This window comes from Janibacter sp. CoH_79_TC_3 (genome assembly GCF_058197955.1).
In genome coordinates, this window is sequence record NZ_JBXWIV010000006.1 from 92,761 (window position 1) to 113,074 (window position 20,314).

17 protein-coding genes are annotated in these 20,314 nt (G+C 41.8%); 13 read left to right on the forward strand and 4 right to left on the reverse strand.

Going from position 1 to position 20,314, the window contains the following annotated elements:
* Positions 1-108 precede the first annotated feature (108 nt).
* The 9 genes from betB to AC2FA3_RS07705 all read left to right on the forward strand — a co-directional run bounded on the left by betB (position 109) and on the right by AC2FA3_RS07705 (position 11,846).
* Complete coding sequence (gene betB / locus AC2FA3_RS07665; protein WP_490509082.1) at positions 109-1,635, forward strand: betaine-aldehyde dehydrogenase; 1,527 nt, start codon at positions 109-111, stop codon at positions 1,633-1,635.
* A gap of 116 nt (positions 1,636-1,751) precedes the next feature.
* Positions 1,752-3,452 carry a choline dehydrogenase gene (gene betA, locus AC2FA3_RS07670; protein ID WP_490509083.1) on the forward strand — a complete coding sequence of 567 codons (1,701 nt, stop codon included), beginning with the start codon at positions 1,752-1,754 and terminating at the stop codon, positions 3,450-3,452.
* A gap of 306 nt (positions 3,453-3,758) precedes the next feature.
* The gene (gene betT / locus AC2FA3_RS07675) at positions 3,759-5,804 is read left to right on the forward strand and encodes a choline BCCT transporter BetT (RefSeq protein ID WP_490509084.1); all 2,046 of its coding nucleotides are present in this window, start codon (positions 3,759-3,761) and stop codon (positions 5,802-5,804) included.
* Between the two features lie 737 nt (positions 5,805-6,541).
* A complete protein-coding gene (locus AC2FA3_RS07680) occupies positions 6,542-7,456 on the forward strand; it encodes a hypothetical protein (RefSeq protein WP_490509085.1) in 915 nt (304 codons plus the stop codon).
* A 57-nt stretch (positions 7,457-7,513) separates the two neighbouring features.
* Complete coding sequence (locus AC2FA3_RS07685; RefSeq protein ID WP_201543925.1) at positions 7,514-8,098, forward strand: alpha/beta hydrolase family protein; 585 nt, start codon at positions 7,514-7,516, stop codon at positions 8,096-8,098.
* A gap of 344 nt (positions 8,099-8,442) precedes the next feature.
* On the forward strand, positions 8,443-9,078 hold the full coding sequence (locus AC2FA3_RS07690; protein ID WP_490509086.1) for a hypothetical protein: 636 nt from the start codon (positions 8,443-8,445) through the stop codon (positions 9,076-9,078).
* A 317-nt stretch (positions 9,079-9,395) separates the two neighbouring features.
* Positions 9,396-10,061: a glutathione S-transferase gene (locus AC2FA3_RS07695; protein WP_490509087.1), complete on the forward strand. Its 666-nt coding sequence runs from the start codon at positions 9,396-9,398 to the stop codon at positions 10,059-10,061.
* A gap of 40 nt (positions 10,062-10,101) precedes the next feature.
* The gene (tehB, locus tag AC2FA3_RS07700; protein WP_490509088.1) at positions 10,102-10,668 is read left to right on the forward strand and encodes a tellurite resistance methyltransferase TehB; all 567 of its coding nucleotides are present in this window, start codon (positions 10,102-10,104) and stop codon (positions 10,666-10,668) included.
* A 443-nt stretch (positions 10,669-11,111) separates the two neighbouring features.
* A complete protein-coding gene (locus AC2FA3_RS07705) occupies positions 11,112-11,846 on the forward strand; it encodes a DarT1-associated NADAR antitoxin family protein (protein ID WP_490509089.1) in 735 nt (244 codons plus the stop codon).
* Between the two features lie 188 nt (positions 11,847-12,034).
* Here the strand turns inward: AC2FA3_RS07705 and AC2FA3_RS07710 are convergent, their stop codons facing one another.
* On the reverse strand, positions 12,035-13,030 hold the full coding sequence (locus AC2FA3_RS07710) for a diaminopimelate dehydrogenase (RefSeq protein ID WP_490509090.1): 996 nt from the start codon (positions 13,028-13,030) through the stop codon (positions 12,035-12,037).
* Between the two features lie 414 nt (positions 13,031-13,444).
* Here AC2FA3_RS07710 and rluF point away from each other — a divergent pair, with 414 nt between their 5' ends.
* Together rluF and AC2FA3_RS07720 are read left to right on the forward strand one after the other, a co-directional pair.
* The gene (gene rluF / locus AC2FA3_RS07715) at positions 13,445-14,443 is read left to right on the forward strand and encodes a 23S rRNA pseudouridine(2604) synthase RluF (protein WP_490509091.1); all 999 of its coding nucleotides are present in this window, start codon (positions 13,445-13,447) and stop codon (positions 14,441-14,443) included.
* A 167-nt stretch (positions 14,444-14,610) separates the two neighbouring features.
* Positions 14,611-14,889, forward strand: a complete 279-nt coding sequence (locus tag AC2FA3_RS07720; RefSeq protein WP_490509092.1) for a peptidylprolyl isomerase — start codon at positions 14,611-14,613, stop codon at positions 14,887-14,889.
* Between the two features lie 129 nt (positions 14,890-15,018).
* Here AC2FA3_RS07720 and AC2FA3_RS07725 read toward each other — a convergent pair whose 3' ends face one another.
* Positions 15,019-15,870, reverse strand: a complete 852-nt coding sequence (locus tag AC2FA3_RS07725) for a leucine-rich repeat domain-containing protein (RefSeq protein ID WP_490509093.1) — start codon at positions 15,868-15,870, stop codon at positions 15,019-15,021.
* A gap of 815 nt (positions 15,871-16,685) precedes the next feature.
* Here AC2FA3_RS07725 and AC2FA3_RS07730 point away from each other — a divergent pair.
* On the forward strand, positions 16,686-17,909 hold the full coding sequence (locus AC2FA3_RS07730; protein ID WP_490509094.1) for an SEL1-like repeat protein: 1,224 nt from the start codon (positions 16,686-16,688) through the stop codon (positions 17,907-17,909).
* A gap of 247 nt (positions 17,910-18,156) precedes the next feature.
* On the forward strand, positions 18,157-18,432 hold the full coding sequence (locus AC2FA3_RS07735) for a tetratricopeptide repeat protein (protein ID WP_490509117.1): 276 nt from the start codon (positions 18,157-18,159) through the stop codon (positions 18,430-18,432).
* 71 nt (positions 18,433-18,503) lie between these two features.
* On the opposite strand, the gene AC2FA3_RS07740 is transcribed toward AC2FA3_RS07735, so the two are convergent.
* Positions 18,504-19,301 (reverse strand): XAC2610-related protein, encoded by a 798-nt coding sequence (locus AC2FA3_RS07740; RefSeq protein WP_490509095.1) that lies wholly within the window; start codon positions 19,299-19,301, stop codon positions 18,504-18,506.
* Between the two features lie 644 nt (positions 19,302-19,945).
* Entirely contained in the window at positions 19,946-20,308 is a 363-nt protein-coding gene (locus tag AC2FA3_RS07745; RefSeq protein ID WP_490509096.1) for a hypothetical protein, read from the reverse strand.
* Between the last annotated feature and the right edge of the window lie 6 nt (positions 20,309-20,314).

Genomic DNA, 20,314 nt, shown 5'->3' on the forward strand with positions numbered 1-20,314 from the left:
ATATTTTAGAAATAGACGATATAAATTTTTTTAAATACTTAACCCATGACGACATTATTTGGTATTGGCTTTTGATAAAGCCTTTACCAGTCGTCGATAGGAGAACCTATGACAGCTACAAATATTGATTCAAAAACAGAGCTGAACAACTTAAAAGACATCATCGATTTAGAGCAAATACAAACCGCTTATATCAACGGTCGTTATTTGGCTATCGATGAATCCTTAGCGATTTTTGAAGATATTAATCCAGCGACGGGTGAAGTGCTAGCAACCATTCAGCAAACAACTAATGAGCAGATTAATGAGGCGGTAAAAGCGGCGCAAAAAGGCCAAAAGGTTTGGGCGGCAATGACAGCGGTTGAGCGCAGTCGCATTTTATTAAACGCAGTTGCCATATTGCGCGAGCGTAATGACGTACTTGCGCTGCTCGAAACCAAAGACACTGGTAAGGCGCTTTCTGAAACCAAGTATGTCGATATCGTCACCGGTGCTGATGTCGTTGAGTATTATGCGGGTCTCGCACCAATGATTGAAGGTCGTCAGATTCCGCTACGTGATAGCAGTTTTGTTTATACCCGCCGCGAGCCGCTCGGCGTAGTCGCAGGTATTGGTGCATGGAATTATCCGATTCAGATTGCGATGTGGAAGGCAGCACCAGCATTAGCCGCTGGGAATGCAATGATTTTTAAACCATCAGAAGTCACACCGTTAACGGCACTAAAATTGGCAGAAATTTTGACAGAAGCAGGCTTACCAGACGGCGTTTTTAACGTTGTGCAAGGGGATTATAAAGTCGGCGAAGCATTAACCCAGCATTCTGATATCGCCAAAGTCTCGTTTACCGGTGGTGTACCAACGGGTAAAAAAGTCATGGCGAGTGCGGCATCATCATCGCTTAAAGACGTGACCTTAGAGCTTGGTGGTAAGTCGCCACTGATTATATTCGATGATGCGGACATCGATACCGCCGCTGATATTGCGATGATGGCGAACTTTTATAGTACAGGTCAGGTCTGTACCAATGGCACGCGCGTCTTTATCCCGAAAGCGCTACAAGCCAAGTTTGAAGAAGCTATCTTAGCGCGTGTCGAGCGTATCAAGCTTGGCGATCCGATGGATGAAAATATTAATATGGGTCCATTGGTTAGCTTCCCGCATATGGACAGAGTGCTTGGCTATATGCAGCAAGGAAAGGAGGGCGGCGCGCGTTTATTAACGGGTGGTGAACGTATCACGATAGGCGAGCTTGCCAACGGTGCATTTGTCGCGCCGACCGTGTTTACAGATTGCAGCGATGATATGACTATCGTACGTGAGGAAATCTTTGGTCCAGTGATGTCAATATTGACTTATGAGACCGAAGAAGAGGTCATTCGCCGTGCCAATGATACCGAATACGGCTTGGCGGCAGGGGTCGTGACTACAGACCTAACCCGCGCGCATCGCGTGATTGCGCAGATTGAAGCCGGTATTTGCTGGTTAAATACTTGGGGTGAGTCACCCGCGCAAATGCCAGTTGGCGGTTATAAACATTCAGGTATTGGCCGCGAAAATGGCATTGAAGCCCTTGAGCATTATACGCAGACTAAATCTATCCAAGTAGAGCTGGGTAAGTTTGAATCGGTATTTTAATCAGTTGCATGGTAAGAGTTTTAAAACAGTAAGGTTGGCGTATTAGGAAGAATTTGTCCTTTTACACCGCATTACTGATATGAAATGATGGATTTTTTAATATTATGGAGCGTTTTATGACATCAACCACACCTGAATATGACTACATCATCGTCGGCGCAGGCTCAGCCGGAAACGTGCTGGCCACGCGCTTGACCGAAGATGCCAACATTAAGGTGTTGCTGTTAGAGGCAGGTCGTCCAGACCATCGCTTAGACTTTCGCACCCAGATGCCAGCGGCGCTCGCAATGCCACTACAAGGCACCACTTATAACTGGGGCTACAAAACCGATCCTGAGCCGTATATGAATAACCGAGTCATGGATTGTGGTCGCGGTAAAGGGTTAGGTGGCTCGTCTCTGATTAATGGTATGTGCTATATCCGTGGCAATGCGTTGGATTTTGATGATTGGTCCAAAATCAAAGGTTTAGAAGACTGGACGTATCTCGACTGCCTACCGTATTTTAAAAAGTCAGAAAACTTCGATGCTGGTGAAAACGACTATCATGGCGTCGGCGGTCCGGTTGAAATTACCACTTCAAAACCAGGGGTTAATCCGCTATTTGAAGCGATGATTGAAGCGGGCGTGCAAGCTGGCTATCCACGTACAGATGACCTAAACGGCTATCAGCAAGAAGGCTTTGGGCCAATGGATCGTTTTGTCACGCCTAATGGTCGCCGTGCCTCCACCGCGCGCGGTTATCTTGACCGTGCCAAACCGCGTAGCAATATCACCATTTTAACGGCTGCATTGACCGATGTCATCTTATTCGACGGCAAACGTGCGGTCGGTGTCAAAGTCGCGCACCAAGGTCAAACCAAAAAGTTCTATGCAGGGCGTGAAGTGATTGTTTCATCGGGCGCGATTGCCTCGCCGCAATTATTGCAACGCTCAGGCATTGGTCCTGGTCAATGGCTTAAAGATTTGGGAGTCAATGAGATTCTAGATTTACCAGGGGTCGGTAATAATCTACAAGACCATTTAGAGCTGTATATGCAGTATGAATGTAAGCTGCCGGTCTCGATTGCGCCCGCCAATAAATGGTGGAATAAGCCGGCGATTGGTGCTGAATGGCTATTTAATGGCACAGGGCTTGGCGCGTCAAATCAGTTCGAAGGCGGCGGCTTTATTCGTACCGATGAAAAGTTTACCCATCCTAATATTCAGTATCATTTTCTACCGTTAGCAGTGCGTTACGATGGTCGCAGTGCGGTGAAATCTCATAGCTTCCAAGCACATGTGGGCTCATTGCGCTCTCCAAGTCGCGGTCGCGTCAAACTGACCTCGAAAGACCCAAGTGTGCATCCGAGTATCTTATTTAACTATATGTCGCATGAGCAGGACTGGCAAGAGTTCCGCGCTGCCATGCGTATCACGCGTGAGATTATGCATCAGCCAGCGCTTGACCCTTATCGTGGGCGCGCCATTGCGCCAACCGATGACTTGGTGACCGATGCGCAGTTAGACGAGTATGTCCGTAACCATAGCGAAACAGCTTACCATCCGTCATGTACCTGTGCGATGGGAAAAGGCAATGATTCGGTAGTTGATGGAGAAGGGCTGGTACACGGTATCGATGGCTTGCGCGTCGTCGATGCATCGATTATGCCAAATATCATCAGTGGTAACCTGAACGCGACCACCATTATGCTCGCCGAAAAAATCGTCGATAAGATGTGTGGCATACAGCTACCACGCTCGACGGTAGATTATTACGTTGCAAATGGCGCACCGCTCAGAGCCGAGCCTTTGCGCGTTTATAAATCTGTTGTTTAAAAGACTGTCTAAACAACGGTATAAGCTATTGGACAATAAATAATATAAGACCATTTCAAGAAGACGACCTTTCACAGTAAAGGTCTTTTTTATCAGCGCTTATGTTAAGCAGGTCGAGCCTTTAAGGCGGCCTCTGTTTAGCGTTTGCTTTGCTATGTTGATAACAGTTTATATCTAGCAAATTTCATTTATTGGTACTGCTTTGTGCGTCATGCGGTGATACATATCTCATCTGGCTATCAGTCATATAACTATGGCGGACAAAGCAATATCAGACCCTATTTAATTTACCTATTGAGGTCTTTTATGTACAGCTCGCCATCAGAAGATGCGACGAAACCCCTGACTCTAAATAAAACGGTTTTTTTAGGTTCAGCTATTATTTCTATTTTATTGATCATCTGGACGATTGTATTTCCAGATTATAGTCAGACATTATTAAGCGCTAGTATGGCATGGGTATCAGAAAGCTTTGGCTGGTATTACATGCTGGTAGTAGCTGCTTATAGTATTTTCGCCTTGTTTGTTGGTTTTTCTAAATACGGCGATATCAAGCTTGGGCAAGATCACGAAAAAGCCCAGTTTCCATTTTTAGCATGGGCGGCGATGCTATTCTCCGCGGGTATCGGGATTGATTTATTATTCTTTGGTGCATCTGAGCCTTTGATGCACTATTTAACGCCGCATACTGGTTTAGAGCCTGCCAGTGCAGAAGCGATGCGTGAAGCACTGTCGCAGACATTTTTACATTGGGGCCTGCATGGTTGGGGTATTTACGCACTAATCGGTATGGCATTGGCGTACTTTGCTTATCGTAAAAACATGCCATTGGCGCTACGTTCTCCGCTGACACCTATCTTTGGCGAGCGCTTAATAAAGGGCTGGCTTGGTGATGGCATTGATACCTTTGGCGTTGTCTGTACCTTAATGGGAATTGCGACCAGCTTAGGTATTGGGGTATTGCAGGCTAATGCGGGCTTGACTCATGTTTTCGGTATCGAGTCTAGCAAAATGGTACAGAGCCTGATTATCTTAGGGGTTGTTGTTGCTGCGGCTATCTCTGCGATGACGGGTGTTGAAAAAGGCGTACGCCGTTTATCCGAATTTAATATGCTGTCATCAATATTGCTACTATTGGCGATATTGGTGCTGGGTAATACCGTTTACTTGCTCAATACTTTTACCCAAAATATTGGTCAGTACTTTCAAACCATTATTTTTAAGACCTTTGATGTCTATGCTTATGATGGTACGGCTGGTGCCGATTGGAAGTCAGGTTGGACGATATTTTTCTGGGCATGGTGGGTCGCTTGGGCACCCTTTGTAGGTTTGTTTATCGCGCGTATTAGCCGTGGTCGCACCCTGCGGGAGTTTGTCTTTGGTGTGATGTTTATCCCACTTGGTTTTATCTTTGCATGGTTCTCTATCTTTGGTAATTCAGCGATAGATTTGGTCGCTAATGGTGCAACTGAACTTGGTGAAATTGCCGTCAATGACGCCGCTATGGGCATGTTTGCCTTGTTTGAATATTTTCCTTACAGTGATATTTTCTCATTAGCAGGCGTGATTATTGGACTGATATTTTTTGTGACGTCTGCTGACTCAGGCGCCTTAGTCCTTGCTAATCTGAGCTCAAGAGGTATGACCAATGATACCGACGCACCTGTTTGGTTACGTTTATTTTGGGCGGCAGCTACAGGTTTGATTACTCTGGGTCTATTATTTGCGGGTGGTTTTGCCTCGCTACAATCCGTCTCTGTGATTGCCGGTTTGCCGTTCTCTCTTATTTTAGTGCTTTACATGATGGCTATGTGGAAGTCATTAAAAGAAGAGGGCAATAAGCGCAAAGCTAGTACCGTTGGCACGGCAAACGTGCTCGATAGTGGTAAAGGTTGGAAAGCGCGCTTGCAACGTATTGTCAGTTTCCCAAGCCATAAACAGGTCGAACGCTTTTTACAGACGGTGGTTAAGCCTGCGATGATTGAGGTTGAAAGCGAGCTAAAAGCGGGTGGTCTTCAGACGGCATTGGATATCCGAAATCTGGCGAGTATCGGTAAAGATATAAATGCTGGGATGGATGAAGATGACGGTCAGATAGATGGGGTAAAACTGCGCGTCGGTCATGGTGATGAAGATGACTTTATTTATGAAGTCAATCTAATCAAAGCTGAGCGACCGAACTTTACACTCAATACTTCAAGCAAGCAGGCCGAGTTTTATTACCGTGCTGAGGTATTTTTAAGTGATGGCTCGCAAGAGTATGACTTGGTTGGTTACACCAAAGAGCAAGTGCTGGTTGATATCTTGCATCAGTACGAGTGTCATATGCAGTATCTTCATTTAGAACGTTAATTCATTTATCAAATCATTCATTAAGCGCTAGTATATGGCTTGCTAGATTTTAGATATTTGATTAACAATTCGGCAAAAGATAACCCCATAAGTTGCATACAGCTTATGGGGTTTTTTATATAAACTGGTTCAATGAATAGTGAATTTAATGAGAAATCTAATGATAAATGACTAAGCGACAGCAGTTGTCGCGCGGCTTATTTTAGCCTCTTTATTTTTATCAGGTTTTATATTATAGTTATTGAGTCAGGCAAAAATAACATGACAAACACAGTTAACCCTCGGGGCGCAATGCTTCACTTTTTAACTGAGTTGTCTTTAACAAACACTTTTAACAGTGTCTTTTTTAGCAATGTTATTTTCGTTTACTTCTAAACAACTTCGCCTGCACAAATCCAAACCTAAGCTCTAAAAACCATATTGATAATCAGAAAGACTGAACAGGAAAAACGCTCGTTAATTTCAGTTTTTTAAGAGTAATAACGATAAAAAGTAGCTTTACGATAATGCAAAACTGCGGCTAAAAAACCAGCTAAGCATAAAAATCATACGCAACCAAATTAATAAATTACCAAGCCGCTAAACCGATTGATTTACTTAACTTCATAGCTAATGACGTCATTTAACCAGATGGCGAACAGACTCGGCTGGCTTAAAATTGCGCTTAACAAAACACGAAAAAGATATGAAAAATACTGCAACGAGCAAACTAAAGTCAAAATAATAAGGATATGACGATGACAAAGTTAACGTATCAATTTGAGCAAAAACGGATAGACAATATGCAGTGGTCGCATGGCGCAAAACTGTCTGGAATAACGGCACTGGCGAGTGATGAGAAAGGGCGCGTACGTAAAAGCGCATTGTTTTATCTTGAGACGATTTCGATAAATAATTATGAAAATGATGTCTATTTTGTCAATAATACTGATGACACACTGAGTTTTGTCGCGCCGTTTAGGCTGTGCCGGAACATAGATGAAGCGAGGGCTAAGCTTGGTGATGTCAGTGTTGAAAACGTGGAAAAAGTAAAACTTTATAGCGATGACATGGATTGCTTATATACGGACGTTTTACCCAAGCAAGGGGTGCGTATTGGCAGTATTCATATCATTTATGATAGCGATGCGCTGATGCAGTGGTTTATCAGTGTACCTTATAAGGGCGTTGATACGCATTATGGTATATGGCGTTTTAACATAGTAGAGAAGGGCGGTATTGGCGGGTCTTATCCACTACTTTGGGAGGATTTTAGTAAGCCCTCGCACGTAGTGAGCAGTGATTGTGTGACTGAGCGTGATGAGATGCCGATAGAGCCTTTACTTTATGAGGAGCGCTGTTGGGTGTTAGAGCAATTTATCGGTCAGTATGGCGTGGCTGACGCCATATTTATATTGGCCATTAATGATGTGCTCTATCGCTATTGTGTGGGCTGGAGTGCGCCCTATAATGAGTCTGATATTCAGGCAAAAGATATTGCGCGTAAATTAAAAGAGCAAAAGCCAAAAAATGCTGAGGCGGTAAAAGCCATTGTCCAAGTCGTTTATGATTTTTGGTTTGATAAAGGTTTTGCAAAAAATATCTCAATGCAAGCTTGTGCAGAGATTTTGAGTTTATACCAAGCGCAGATTGCTAATCAAAAAGCGGTTTAAATAATAGACCAAATTGATAAGAATAACTCTAAAGAATAATGATGAAAGGAGAAGGTTATGATGTTTCCTATCGAAAATAACGGCACGTTTTTACTGTTTTTCCATGGTCTCGATTCTAGTTGCGAGACTAGTAAATATACTTGTATTACGCGTGAGCCGAAATATTGTCAAACGGTCAATTATCGAGATGATTTTGTAGAAATATTTGAGATTTATGACGCTTTAATTCAAGAGAAGATGCATGAGTATCCACGCGTAGTATTGGCAGGGCACTCGCTTGGTGGTTGGTTTGCCAATCATTTTGCCCACAAATATAACTTGCGGGCGCTATTGATTGCGCCTTGTATTTATCCAAGTGAGGTTTTAGCAGATCGTATTCCAGCAGTGGCAGATATGAAATTGTCTTTTCCAACGTCAAACTCTGAGATGGTACGAGTCATGGTGGAAGTCGATGATGAAAGTTTGGATGTGGCGGTCGCCAAACGAACCTTAGTCAATCTGCCTGATAGCTGGGAAGTCGATTATTTTGACGGCGGTCATCACCGTATCGCCCGTAGCAGTGATATTTGGTATCACTTGGTACATTTGTGTGAAGACCCTATCGTTTGGATGGATGAGGCGACGTATCATGGTGAAGACTGAAGCGCGTGCTCAACCTAAAAGAGTAGACAAGCTGAAAAAGCAGGTATTTAAGGGTAAACAAAAAGCCCTGTTAAAGAATAAGTAAACATATCAGTATTTATTTTCTATCAGCTGATGTGCTATCATCATTGAGTCCTTCATCGTGGGTTTAACAGTTTTGTCATTGCCATTCGCTATTGCAAATTATCATAATTGCAATGGGTGGTGGCGTACAAACCTTGCAACTTCCAGCACGATATAAAACAATCCTGGTAAAGCGCATGAGCCTGTACTCCGACATCCTCATTTGTGCCTGATTTTATAATTTTTCGTCGGAGTTATAGGAATCTAAGGTCTTCACTATCATGAGCCAATCTAGCAATCCATCCAAATATACTCGCCGTTATCAGCCGTGTCATCCTCTCGCACAATACGTCATCGCTCAAATAGATACGTTAGAATATCGTGCGAAAGATATTGTCAAAGCCATGGATTACCCTTTAAAACATACCATGCCTGCTTGTGAACGCTTACGCCATGTGTTGTCTAATAAACATCTTGGCCTTGATGGCAGCTATAGAGATAAATACTTTACCGCCGATGAGTTTTTAGCCAAGCTATTTTTGGTGCTCGATTTGCCTTATGAGCCATTTGCAGAAGATATCGCCCAGATTAAGGATGAGATAGCACAGGGTTCTAAGCCGCAACCCCGATATCGTTTACACGCCGATGTTGATTTTAAGTTTGATGGCAACTCAAATTGGTTGTCTCGTTGGGGCGCTTCACTTTGGACTCATGTGGATTTGCCGAGCGGATTTGCCAAACTAGAGGAAGCTGCGCGTAAAAGCATTATTAAAGAGCGTATCCGCACGCATTATCAAGAGCGTGGGGCTAATGTACCGTACGATGGCACTATAAAAGGCTATCGCTTGATTATTGAACTGCAAGATAAAGAAGTCGAGAGATTCGAGTACGACTTACCAAAATCTAAAAGTGTTTAATAGCCTAAGCAATATTAATTCTATAATCTTATAATTCTAAAAAATCGCCTTTACAATGTTTTAGATTAAATACAAGCCTTACTACTTTTTATGATAGTGAGGCTTTTTGTATGGTGTGAGCTTAATTAACATCACTGATCTTAACGCACTATCTTTTTAAGCATCAAACCTACCATTGAAGGCAACTACTGGCATTGCTATCATGAGCAAGCAAAGGGGCTGATACAATCATTTTTAAAATCGAAACGTGCCTTCATAATAAATAATAGCTTTTACCTATAATGCTATTAACTTTAATCAAACTGCGAACCATACTCATGATCTCCTCTTATCCTTGTCTTTACTCTTTTCGTCGTTGCCCTTATGCCATGCGTGCCCGACTTGGCATAATGTTTGCAGAGCTGCAGGTGGAGCTGCGCGAGATAACATTAAAAAATAAGCCGCCGCAAATGTTAGCGATTAGTCCCAAAGGTACGGTGCCTGTGTTGCAGCTTTTAGACGGGACAGTGATTGAAGAGAGTAGAGAGATAATGACATGGGCGCTTGCGCAGCGAGATTCGCAAGGGTTGCTTAATGCAGAGGTTTTGCATCAGGCGCATGCGCTGATTGATAAAAACGACAATGAGTTTAAATATTGGCTTGATCGCTACAAATACGCCGACCGTCATATCGATATGAGCCAGACAGAGTATCGACAACAAGGTGAAGTATTTTTACAGCTTTTAGAGGAGTTATTAACTAAAAATTCTTATTTGTTAGGTGAAAGCATAACCATCGCTGATATTGGAATTGTGCCTTTTGTCCGTCAATTTGCTCATGTGAATCGCGATGTTTTTTACGATTTGCCTTATCCAAATTTACAGCACTGGCTACAAGACTGGCTCTCTCATCCCCTTTTTTTACAAGCGATGACTAAGTTTCAGCCTTGGCAAGAAAAAGATGACGTGGTGGTTTTTCCTGCCGCTTTCATCAACCGTCATTAGTGCTATGATAAAATCTCTCAATTAAATATAAGAGGTTGCCATGACCATTGATCTCAATAGCCGCTACGGCTTGAATGCTGCTCACAGTGAAGTCGTAGAAGCGTGCCAAACTGTTGAACCGTGCGATGCGCTGGACATGGGCTGCTCAAATGGGCGCAATGCTTTGTATCTTAGCCAACTTGGGTTTAATGTGACGGCGATAGATGCCAATCCCAGCGCTGTAAATATGCTGCAAGATATTATTAAACAAGAAGCGCTGACAAACATCAAGGCTGAAGTGTACGATATTAATCGCGCTAGCCTTGATGCAGACTATGGTTTTATCAGCTGCACGGTTACTCTTATGTTCCTTGACGCCATTCGTGTTGCTGCGGTTATTGCCGATATGCAAGCGCGTACGCTGGCTGGTGGTTATAATCTGATTGTTTGTGCCATGAGCACGCCCGCGTATCCATGTCCCGTTAATTTTCCATTTACCTTAAACGAAGGTCAATTGCGCGACATGTATCAGGGTTGGGAGTTGATTAAATATAATGAAGATGTCGGTACCATGCACAACGGCGCGCAATTACAGTTTGCGACCATGTTGGCACGTAAGCCCAGTTAAACAATGTTAGACAATTCTAAGCAGTCATTTTTGCTTAAGCAATTCCGTAAATTGGTCAATAAAAAGGTGGTTGACGTTATAGTAAAAATAGCGCTAACTACCTTTTTTATGGCTTAATCATAATAACGTTCAAGCACTTATCTCTTAATAACACCACTGCAAGCCATTATTATAAAGCGTGTTAAGCAAAAAATAATATCCCTTTATGAAATACTGCCGCTAATGGGGTATCATAATCATCCTAAAACTAATCATAAAGCTTTTAAGAGACTGTAGACAGTTCTATCCAATAGAATAGCGCAGAAAACTTATATTAGAATGCTATTTTGAACGACCTTTTTTATATTAAACTGACTATATTGAAAAAAACTAGCTATAGAATACTAGTTATGAAAACACATTTATACCAGACCATTGATAATTGAGAGATAAGGCAAATCGTAATGCAACAAACACAGAACCCTATGGAACAAACGCAAAGCGGGGTAGAGCACAGACCGGTATTTATGCCTAGGGTCAATAGCGAAAATTTGGTCAAAACGGACATGGTGCGATTTGAGCGGCACGTGGGGTTTGCAAGTAGACAAAAGAAAAAATCTATCAATGATATGCATCAAGTCATTCGCAAAAAATATGGCTTTAGTCATGTCTTGGAGCTATCTAGTAAATCTGGCAATAAATTGAGCTTTCCGCTCAGTCCATTGAGCTTAAAGCTCACCAATGAACATGATGGTCAAGCGTATAGTGTCGAAAACGCCTTTCAGAGCAGCATGATTTTTGAGGATGGTGGCCCTTATACTGACTTGCTGACAGTGCCGCCAAGACAAGCCAAAAAGGATGAGCGTTTAATAACCTCAGGTGAACTGGTTGGCTATAATTATTTTGGCATGGAATGGAGTGTAGAGCCATTGACTACATTTTATGACTGGCTATATGTCAATGCCCTAAAGCAAAATCCTCAGCTGCATGAGGCAGTTATGCAATATCAAGCTTTTACCGATCGTGAATTTAATCCTAAGAAATCTATCCATTGTGCGGCTTATGCACTGGCGCTGTTTGTCGCGCTTAATAAACGTGGGTTGCTCGATAATATTGAAGATCCAACGGTGTTTTTTAACTTATATCATGATTTTAAAGTGAGTAACACCGAGCAGCTTTTGGAAGAGGGTTGGGTCTAAATGATTTATAAAGCAAAATTCTTATATATCATCAATGGGCTTTAAATCACGTAGAAATTATATAGAAAGGTTTCAACTGTTTATTTAGCATAGCTCACCAAAAACCAGAGTATAAAAAAAGCACCGAACCTTAATGGGTTTGGTGCTTTTTTGTGGTTCAATCTTTATCTCTAGTTTAGAGCAGACATTTACAGTAGTTCTTTACGCAGTTGAGCTGGAGTCTTAGGCGACAATAAACTAGGTGCGACGTCGAGTACGGTTTTCGCTCCAGTTTCACCTACTAAGTTCATTTTATAGGCGGCGCGGGCATAAGCCACGAGCACGCTTGCGGTAAACTCAGGGTTACTACCGAGCTTTAATGAAAACTCCAACACTTGATTATTCTGCTCATTATCCATGCCGCTCACGCCACTACGAATGACAAAACCACCATGAGGCATCTTTTGGTGCTCACGCTCAAACGTTGATTGGTCGATAAAGTGTACCTTGGTATCGTAGTCGGCAAAGTAGTCCGGCATAGTGACGATGGTGTTGCGTACCTTATCGGCATCGGCGCCATCTGCTAACACAATATAGCATTCGCGGGTGTGCTTCTCACGGGTGCTCAGCGTTGGCTGCTCACCATTCCGTACCCGTGCCATGGCAGATTCTGAAGGAAGGGTATATTGTACGCCAGATTTCACGCCAGCCACGCGGCGTACGGCATCTGAATGTCCTTGGCTTAAGCCCTTGCCCCAAAAGGTGTAGGTTTCACCAACCGGTAAAATGGCTTCACCGTATAAACGGTTGATAGAGAATAAACCGGGATCCCAGCCGACAGACAACATGGCAACTTTGTTAGCTTTTTTGGCAGGCGTATCAAGCGCGGTAAAGTACTCAGGAATTTTTGCGTGCGTATCGAAGCTGTCGACAATATTGAATAAAGCAGCCAACTTTGGGCCTTGCTCAGGCAAATCAGACTTGGAGCCACCACATAAGATCAGCACGTCTATATCATCTTTGTATTGAGCGACATCGTCCATCGCGTACACGGGCACGCTAGGGTCAATTAAAGTGACAGATACGGGGTCTCGGCGGCTGAATACACAGATTAATTGCATGTCTGGGCTTTGCTTGATGGCAGCTTGGGCACCGCGGCCGAGGTTACCGTAACCGGCGATTGCGACTCTAATTACTGGTTTCATGATGATTAGCCTTACGTTGGTGGAACGGACAGTCACTTACTGCTGATGTGGCATGTATCAAGTAGCATAGTTATGTAATTAATACTCATTGCGCAGTAACTATTTGCAGTAAGCGGCCCTGTAATAAATGTATTATCTATATAAATGGCATCCATTTTAGATGATTATTATTGCAAGTGATAGGGCGCTGTCATACTAAATTTGAGATGTGTTTAAGGATATATTTTACATAATATTAATTTCTCAACGAGTAGCTAAGTTACTTTCGGTGATCAGAAATAGGTTTTTGGAAATCCCTTCTAAAATATGTATTAAATTTCCTATATAATGTGGGCTATCTCGTTGTTGATAACACATTCAATTCAGTCTTTTTCTTAGCGCAAAAAGCTTTTTATTAGGTGAAAATGGCACTTTATGTTTAACACTTCCTCGACTCGTTTAAATAAATACATTAGCGAAAGCGGTATTTGCTCTCGGCGCGACGCTGACCGTTTTATTGAACAAGGTAACGTGTACGTCAATGGCAAGCGTGCTCAAGTAGGCGCGCAAGTGGTTGCTGGAGATGTAGTAAAAGTCAACGGCCAGCTTATTGAGCCACGAGAAGCAGATGATTTTATTTTTATTGCGTTGAATAAGCCAGTGGGCATCGTGAGTACCACAGAAAGCTCCGAGAAAAACAATATTGTTGATTTTGTTGGACATAGCGTACGTATTTTCCCGATTGGGCGTTTGGATAAGGATTCCCAAGGTTTAATCTTTTTAACGAGCAATGGCGATTTGGTTAATAAGGTTTTACGTGCGGGTAATAATCATGAAAAAGATTATGTGGTGACGGTAAATAAGACGATAACGGATAATTTTATTGAAGGTTTAGCAGGTGGTGTGCCTATTTTGGGGAGAATGACGAAAAAATGCCCGGTGACTAAGGTAGCGCCTACCGTGTTTAATATCACGCTAGTACAGGGTTTAAACCGCCAAATTCGTCGTATGTGTGAGCATTTTGGCTATGAAGTCGTGAAGCTTGAACGTACACGGATTATGAATGTGAGCCTTAAGGGTATTCCGGTTGGAGACTGGCGAGATTTAACCCCAAAAGAGTTATCGGTTTTACTTAAATCTATAGAAAGTTCTTCTTCGGAAGACAATACTGCGGCTAAGAAATCGCGTAATACGCCACGAAAAAAACCTCGTACTGATGATTCGTCAAAAGCAAAAGTATCTTCAAAACCAGCGGGTGCAGCAAAGGGCAATGCTAAACATCCTAAAGATGATGCTAGAAAACCAGCGGGTTCTAAAGGTAAAGATAGGCGTCCCTTTGGTGATGGTAAGAAGTCTGCTGGCAATGGAAAACCTGCTGCCCGTGGCAAGCGTCCTGCGAAAGGTCGAGGTTCTTCGCGGTCATCAAAACGATAGACTGATAGGTAGTGGCAACGACACTCAAAAGTATCGATTCTCATCTAAATTGTAGTCCCTGTGTAGAGAATGATTTTGATCTAGTAGGGCAGTCAAGTTAGGTTAGTAACCAAACTAAGTAGTGATATAATGCCACGATAATCGATATTTTATAAAGGCTTTACATTATGGCTCGTACCGCTAGCGCATTACACATTTTAGTAAAAGATAAAGAGCTGGCTGATGATCTTATTGCCAAGCTTAAAAAAGGCGCGCAGTTTGATGTGCTGGCTAAGAAACACTCCAACTGTCCATCAGCTAAAAAAGGCGGCAGCTTAGGTGAGTTTAAAAAAGGCGACATGGTACCAGCATTTGATAAGGTCTGCTTCAACGGTGAACTCTTTACCCCACATTTAGTAAAAACCAAGTTTGGCTGGCATGTGGTTAAAGTGCTGTATAGAACTTAGGAGTTAGAGACTGTAATTGCATAGAAGCTTCGGACTGTTTTTAATAGGTAATGTACATAAGAAAAGCCAAACAACTTAAGCTGTTTGGCTTTTCTTATGTTTGGTATTATTTCTTACTAAGTCGTCTTATTACCCCACATTACCTAAAAACTGACTGACAGCTCTGGATACAGTCGAGAGAGGGTTTCCCTTAACATCGACTTGTTCCAATGTTTTGAGATTGGTAATACTATCAGGCAGATTTTGTAGGCTATTGTGATAGAGTCCAAGACTTTTCAGTTTATTCAAATTGCCTATCGAGCTTGGCAGGGTTTTGAGATTAGAAGCACGTATGTCTATTTTTTCAAGGTTTGTTAAATTTCCGATACTCTCAGGCAGGGCTTTCAATTTTTCGTTAGCGTACAGCTCAATACTTGTGAGCTTACTTAGTTTGCCAATAGCGTCTGGTAACTCCTGAACCTGCGTTCCTCTCATATCAAAATGGGTAAGTGATGATAGATTTCCGAGCTCATCAGGAAACCTCTCCAAGCTTTTTGAAAAGATATTAAGAGATTTAAGATTCTTTAATTTACACAGTACTTTTGGGAACACAGTGAAAGCGCACTTCATATAAACCAGCGTCTCTAAGCTGTCTAATTCAGCAATCTCTTCCGGCAGCTCCTTAAAACCGATCAGTCTAAGGTACTTTAGGTTCTTTAAATTGCCGATAGCGCCAGGTAATGGCTTAGTGGACTCACTTTCGCTTTGTAATACTGATCTATTATCAATATAGCTATAACTCGTCAATTTTCCATATCCTAAATCAAGTCGCTCTAACTGGCGTAACGCTTCAGGATCACGAGGAACAATACTGTCAGAGCTGCCTTCTATATTATGGTTATCCATCCAGTCCCATATCTCTACCATCCAGTCTTCAACGCCCATATCTTGATTGCGAGTAGTGTGGTCATCTTGGTTGGTTGTATCGCTATATACTGTCATAAGGTTACCTTTTAATAATTGTTAAATGAGGTGAATGCACTCAAATTCTTAGTGGGTCTTATTGCTGTGCGTCAAACTTGAGAGTCGCTTGGCACAGTAATAAAACCAAGGTAAGCCATATTTTTGACATAGCTTGGCCTATCAGTGACTGAGACTGATAAAGGTTTATGACGCTGTTTGGAGGGCTTGCTTAAAAAAGCGGGATAGCAGAAAGCGCTCATAAGACTCAGTCGCTGAGTATGAGGAAAATGATTAAGAAGTATAAAGTTTGGAATCAATTGACTAGAAGTAGTCATAAAGAAATCTCCTGTTGCTCTGTCTGTGCCAAATTGAAACGACACAGTCACCTTACAGAGCGAAAAGGAGTTGTGCGTTTTACCAGTCTTTGTTTTTCATCGCGCTGGAAGTAGCCGTAAACCCACGATGTTTTTTATCATAACAAGCTGTTTGGTATTTGTCAAAAGTCACGTAAATTGATTTTTATGTTTGATTAATGAAACATCCAGTCTCTAGGACTAGATATTTTAAATATGGTAGACCTAATTAAAATTGGATTAAGTACTCTCTAACTGAACCGCTCAAGTATTGGCAGAGACTGACCATTCTGAGAGATTACGACAATACCGGAGTGGTTCAGAAATCTTGCCTAAATTGCTGCTAGCCTTTTAAGCTGTTGCTAATAGCAGCTTACAGAATGGTACTTTTACAAGATATATAATATCAATATCCAATCAAGCTAAATATAGCTAGAATTAAGAAGTCGCTGTTGCTTTTAATCGCTTAGATATTTGCTTTTCGTAAGGAGAGTGGTATTCATGACTAAATTTAAAACGTCTGTTATTTATAACGTGTTAATGCTGAGCTTATCGTTTGGATTAACGTTACCAGCTGTTAGTGCAGACTTTGCAACGACTCAAGCGTTGGCAGAGCAAGATGATGCGGATGCTCAATATGAGCTTGGTTTTAAACATTATATAGGCAGAGGCGTTAAGCAAGATTATGCCAAGGCATTGGAATGGTATTTAAAGGCTGCTACTCAAGGTAATGCTGAGGCTCAAAATAATCTTGGCGAATTATATGATAAAGGCAAAGGTGTCGAGCAGGATTCGGCTAAAGCGTTTGAGTGGTATCTAAAAGCAGCAGAACAAGGCGATGCTAAGGGACAGTTCAATGTTGGAGCTCTTTATCACAAAGGGGAAGGGATCGAGCAGAGTGATAGCAAAGCCAGAGAGTGGTACTTAAAATCTGCCTCTCAAGGAAATAATGGTGCTAAGAATAACTTACACCTCCTAAACCTTAATAAAGAAAACAGACCTCAAAACCCAGCTAAAACAATTGAATGGCTCAACAAAGCCGCCAACGAAGGTGACGCCAATGCTCAGTTTGAACTTGGCGTTCTGTATCACGAAGGCGATGGAGTAACACAAGATTATAGCAAAGCGGTTGAATGGCTCACCAAAGCGGCTAATCAGGGACAAGTAAAAGCCCAGTACGTTCTAGGAGCGATGTACTACTTTGGCAGAGGGGTTAAGCAAGATTATAGCAAAGCTAGGCAGTGGTGGCAGCAATCCGCTGAGCAAGGTTATGACGAAGCTCAGTACAACCTTGGGGTTATGTACAGTCATGGCGAAGGCGTTGCTCAAAGCGATAGCAAAGCGTTTGAGTGGTATCAAAAAGCGGCCAAACAAGGACAAGTTGATGCGCAAAATAATCTTGGGGTCATGTATGAGAATGGCAGCGGCATTGCTAAGGATTATGTGAAAGCAGTGAAGTGGTATCAGAAGTCAGCAGATCAAGGATTAACTGAAGCCCAGTATAATCTAGCATGGATGTTTGAGAATGGCTATGGTGTAAAGCAAGACTATAAGCAAGCGTTCAACTGGTATCTCAAAGCCGCTAAGCAGGGTGATGCCATGTCAGCATATGTCATCGGCACCATGTACAACTATGGCAGAGGGGTAGCGCAAGATAAATCTCAAGCCGATATATGGCTAAATAAAGCTTGTGGGAATGGAGTAGAAATGAGCTGCAATCAGTAACCGTTGTTTTATAGATTATCATTGATAAAGTATTCATAAATCAGCCTTAAGTAGATAAAAATTCATTACTATAAAGGTCTTGACGTTATTAAAGATAAGCCATGGAGCTCTCTATAATGAAAACGATTTTTATCCATACAATGATGATTTTAGTTTTATTGCTTGGGCTAAGCGTGCCAGTCTTAGCTGCAGACTTGGCAACCACTAAAAGGCTGTCGAATGGTATCAAAAAGCTGCGGATCAAGGTCTGTCAGACGCACAATATAATCTAGGTCTTATGTTTGAGGAAGGAGAACGGGTCAGTCAAGATTATAATATAGCGCTGAAGTGGTACCGAGACGCTGCAGATCAAGATGATGCCGATTCTCAGTATCGCCTTGGAATGATGTATGAAGCGGGAAAAGGCGTGCCTAAGGATAAAATCGAAGCACAAGAGTGGTATCAAATCGCTTGTAATAACGATTATGCAAAAGGCTGCAAAGCCTATGATAGGCTAAATGCGAAAGAGCTGCGCCGTCATTAAGGTTTTTTAATCAAGATACATCCCGTCCAAAATAGCTAACAGACATCTGCAGCAGTATATATCTAGCTTGTCTAGCAGCAGGGTACTCTTTTCCACTGACCATCTACTCGTTTTAGAGTGTCGTCTTTAAAGCGTGCCAGTTGCTTATGCGGATAACGTGTCGCGTAGCCTAAAACTGCCTCCAACGTTTTATTACGCACAAACTTTTTACTTTGTGGATCATAAAGCCAGTAAATATATTTTTCACTGTGATCGCCTTCTGCGACGTTCAATACCAGATCAAAATAGCCATCGTAGTTAATGTCCACATACCTGGTACTGTGCGCCGCTGCTTTAAAACCTGTTAACTTCTGCACAACTTTATTCGTATCTTTATTAATGACATCCACTTGGGTGATGGCAGAGCGATACCAACGTTCATCGTCAACGCCATAATATTTAAAAATAAACTGTGGATAGGTTTTAACAGGAATTGCTGGGGAAAAAGTGGTTTTTTTGATTGTCGCTTCGCCCTCTGGATAATGAGTCACTGTCCCTATTAATGTATTGTTACGCAGATTTAGCGTGCCATCGATGGCATATTCTGGTGGCGCTTCTAAACCAATCTCTGGATCATATGATTTTAAGGTGATGTTTAATCCTTTCTGAAAACCTTCAACTGATACGCCGTCATCTTTGTTTAAATAAAATAAAGTGCCATGAGGGTTCCATACCCCTGAATATATCGTTAATAAGAACTTTCCATCATCTGAGCGCCAATCACGCTCGGCATAAGTAATGACGTCCTTGATTGGTTTGACGGGTTTTTTCATAGCAGATTTATTGGTAGAAGGAGTTTTTGTAGACGTGGCTGCTTGTGTACTAGTCACAGCACTCGCTAGTAGTGCTGGCAATATTAAGCAGCTTAGATATCTTTTAAAAGTGATATATTGGTATTTCGATCGAAGCTTTAACATCGCCTATCTCCCTATAATGCTTTTGTGGGGTTATACGTCCACATCTTATTTATCGATTAAACGAGATCCATACACTGTGCTCACCTTCCTTGGTTGCACTGATTTTTTATTATAGCGCTGTTCAATTAGCTTCACCGAGCGTTTATTGTTAATAGGGCTGGTTAATACTTTATGATTTATGGGGTGTTTAATATGGATATGGGAGTTTGTGCTAAACGATAGGCAGATTGAGATCTGGATCAGTCAGCTCTTATTTATGGATCAACGCTAACTATCTTCAGGCTTTATTAAATAAGCTATGATCAATGTCATTGGTTCAATATAAGTGGTTCCATTATGCCAGTCTGTTTTAAGTGGTCTATTAATAGGTTTGAAGGGTGAAATATGTGGTTCCCTTGAGGTATACCTATTTTTGTTTAAGCGTCAGAATCTATCTCCAATAATTCAATATGGTGGTACTTCACCATAGATCGGCCAAATTAATGTTTTCATATTTTACAATAACCTGATTTTTGAATGATATAACACTTTCATAAGAAACTCGTATTTTCTTATCTTTAATAAGCCTTACCATGACTTGTATACTTGCGTTGCACCAAATCGAATGCATACCAAAAGTCACGCATAGCTTTATCATTAGTATTAAATACTATTCTTACATCTTCATCAATTTCCCAAGACCAACCATATATAAGATTTATTTTTTTATGATCAATTTCTACATAAGGAAACGGTATGACGAACTTAAAGCTACCTTCTCTATCGTATGCTTTTGCCACAAAATTTGTTTTAATAGATAGCCTTTCTTTACTAAAGACCAAAATATAATCGAAATTATCAAGACATCTAACTTCATCATATTCAAAATCAATGTCAAAATTACTTAGCAATGATGTTTTCTCGAGAGTATTAAGTTTCATTTTTAG

Coding starts and splice junctions, on each gene's coding strand:
- AC2FA3_RS07720 (WP_490509092.1), top strand. CDS start 14,611: ATGGCTCGTACCGCTAGCGCATTACACATTTTAGTAAAAGATAAAGAG.
- rluF (WP_490509091.1), top strand. CDS start 13,445: ATGTTTAACACTTCCTCGACTCGTTTAAATAAATACATTAGCGAAAGC.
- AC2FA3_RS07725 (WP_490509093.1), bottom strand. CDS start 15,870: ATGACAGTATATAGCGATACAACCAACCAAGATGACCACACTACTCGC.
- AC2FA3_RS07705 (WP_490509089.1), top strand. CDS start 11,112: ATGCAACAAACACAGAACCCTATGGAACAAACGCAAAGCGGGGTAGAG.
- AC2FA3_RS07680 (WP_490509085.1), top strand. CDS start 6,542: ATGACAAAGTTAACGTATCAATTTGAGCAAAAACGGATAGACAATATG.
- betB (WP_490509082.1), top strand. CDS start 109: ATGACAGCTACAAATATTGATTCAAAAACAGAGCTGAACAACTTAAAA.
- tehB (WP_490509088.1), top strand. CDS start 10,102: ATGACCATTGATCTCAATAGCCGCTACGGCTTGAATGCTGCTCACAGT.
- AC2FA3_RS07695 (WP_490509087.1), top strand. CDS start 9,396: ATGATCTCCTCTTATCCTTGTCTTTACTCTTTTCGTCGTTGCCCTTAT.
- AC2FA3_RS07685 (WP_201543925.1), top strand. CDS start 7,514: ATGATGTTTCCTATCGAAAATAACGGCACGTTTTTACTGTTTTTCCAT.
- betA (WP_490509083.1), top strand. CDS start 1,752: ATGACATCAACCACACCTGAATATGACTACATCATCGTCGGCGCAGGC.
- AC2FA3_RS07730 (WP_490509094.1), top strand. CDS start 16,686: ATGACTAAATTTAAAACGTCTGTTATTTATAACGTGTTAATGCTGAGC.
- AC2FA3_RS07745 (WP_490509096.1), bottom strand. CDS start 20,308: ATGAAACTTAATACTCTCGAGAAAACATCATTGCTAAGTAATTTTGAC.
- AC2FA3_RS07690 (WP_490509086.1), top strand. CDS start 8,443: ATGAGCCAATCTAGCAATCCATCCAAATATACTCGCCGTTATCAGCCG.
- betT (WP_490509084.1), top strand. CDS start 3,759: ATGTACAGCTCGCCATCAGAAGATGCGACGAAACCCCTGACTCTAAAT.
- AC2FA3_RS07710 (WP_490509090.1), bottom strand. CDS start 13,030: ATGAAACCAGTAATTAGAGTCGCAATCGCCGGTTACGGTAACCTCGGC.